Source organism: Sinorhizobium sp. 8-89, assembly GCF_030124325.1.
In the GTDB taxonomy this organism is placed as follows: Bacteria; Pseudomonadota; Alphaproteobacteria; order Rhizobiales; family Rhizobiaceae; genus Sinorhizobium.
On sequence record NZ_JASKLR010000075.1, the window covers coordinates 1 to 1,627 of the forward strand.

The 1,627-nt window shown below is 60.2% G+C and carries 3 protein-coding genes; all 3 read right to left on the reverse strand.

The window, feature by feature from the left end; genetic code table 11:
* Positions 1-87, reverse strand: an 87-nt coding sequence (locus QN219_RS33690; RefSeq protein ID WP_405052319.1) for a type II toxin-antitoxin system ParD family antitoxin, incomplete at its 3' end; no start/stop codon positions are given.
* Positions 88-470: 383 nt separating this feature from the next.
* Complete coding sequence (locus QN219_RS33695) at positions 471-716, reverse strand: hypothetical protein (RefSeq protein ID WP_284004747.1); 246 nt, start codon at positions 714-716, stop codon at positions 471-473.
* A gap of 29 nt (positions 717-745) precedes the next feature.
* Positions 746-1,012, reverse strand: coding sequence for an NAD(P)H-dependent oxidoreductase (locus QN219_RS33700; RefSeq protein ID WP_284004749.1), 267 nt, complete (start codon positions 1,010-1,012; stop codon positions 746-748).
* Between the last annotated feature and the right edge of the window lie 615 nt (positions 1,013-1,627).

The following is a 1,627-nucleotide window of genomic DNA, read 5'->3' on the forward strand; positions in this document are numbered from 1 at the left end:
CTGATCTCGACGGATCAGTTCGCGGATATACTCGCTGCTCGTCCCGTAGCCCCGCCCCGCAACCTGCTCATCGACGAAGCTCTTCAAGTGGTCCGGTAGTTACTCCTACATCGACGCCGCAGGGAAGACGGGAAGCCGTAGCGGGTTCCCGTTGATACATTATGCGATCTTCTAGCCCAGAACACCCTCGCAACAAGCCGTGCACAGGGCTCCTGAGGAACGGCTCCCTTCGACCCAAGGCGGCCATTGCGCGTCGATGGCGCAAAGGTCCGCAGTGGCTGGTATCTCGGGTCGCTCCACTCGATCCAGTCAGCCGCCATACCACATCCGCCGGAAAGGCCCATCGCGGCGAACCGCAGCCCAACGATCAAGTGGCCCCCACCCCCAAGCCATGGGGAGCCCGTGGCGGATACTCGGGAAGTTCGGAAAGATCGCGCCGGGCGCGCCAAAGAGCGCAGGTGCCGCGCCGCTCAGACCATCATCCCGATGCCGCCGGCGACCATGCCGAGAATAACGACATAGAAGGCGACGTGAATCCAGCTTGGGATGCGGTCCTGACAGCGGGACGATACCTGAACGGTCAGCGGCTTCCGATCGAAACGCCACCAGACGATGCGAAGAGTCGTCAGAAGCAAGACGACGATCGCCACCGGATGTGGAACCGCAGGATCCTCGCCGCTGCGTCCATGGCGTTGGCGGCCCGAAAGACGGAGCACGAAAGCCAATTCAGCCCGTCGGTGAGGACCTACGCCGCCTTCAGGTCGGCTATCTGCGCCTTTGCCTCCTTCAGAGAGGACTCGCGCTGCTCAGAACTTATATTGACGCCGTCGGCGACGATGACCTCAGGATCGGTAATGCCGATGAAAGCGAACACGCTCTTCAAATAACTCAGCGTGTGTTCAAAACTCTCGGCTGGGGAACCCGGTCCGTAGAAGCCGCCGAAGCTGAGCGTCGATGCCTTGGCGTCCCCCAGCGTACGCTTGAAATCACTATTGGCCGCCTGACCAAACACAGGCTCCAGGCGACCCGTCGCTCATGGAGCATGGAGTGACGCCGAGTCCCTAGACCAACCCTCTAAAGGCTTGCTTTTGCTAAGGTGAAGAGACATGAACACGGCCCCTGCCACCGCACCACCTTGCAGCGTTCTTGAACTGAAGAAACTGATTCTGGTGAAGCGCAGCTCGATTTCCCCTCAGGTTGAGTGCGTCCTGAGATTCGCGCTTGAGCGGCCTGAGTTCATAGCATTTGCGACAGCCAGGTCGCTCGCGGCACAGTGTAGAGTTGCCGAAACAACTGTGCTCCGCGCGTCAGGCTTTGCCGGATTCGAGCGTTTTCGGGAGTTCAAGGCTCTCTTTAGGGCGCACCTGCGGGCCAAAGCGCCGCCAGGCGTCTATCTTCCCGCAGAGTAATCTGCGTGGCGCTAAAGCCGCAATCTGCCGTTGCCGCTTTGAGCGGCTCTAAAGACCATTGTTGCCGAATGTCCGGCTTGGGCCTGACTTGGGAAGTTTTCTGTGCCTGTGGCCAGCGACCGCATTGGGTCGATCTTTCCGGTTCAGATCGCGTCGCACGGAGGGAACCTGTCACTCGTCTCATCGATTGGAACGAGCAACTCGCGCCCTATCCTGGC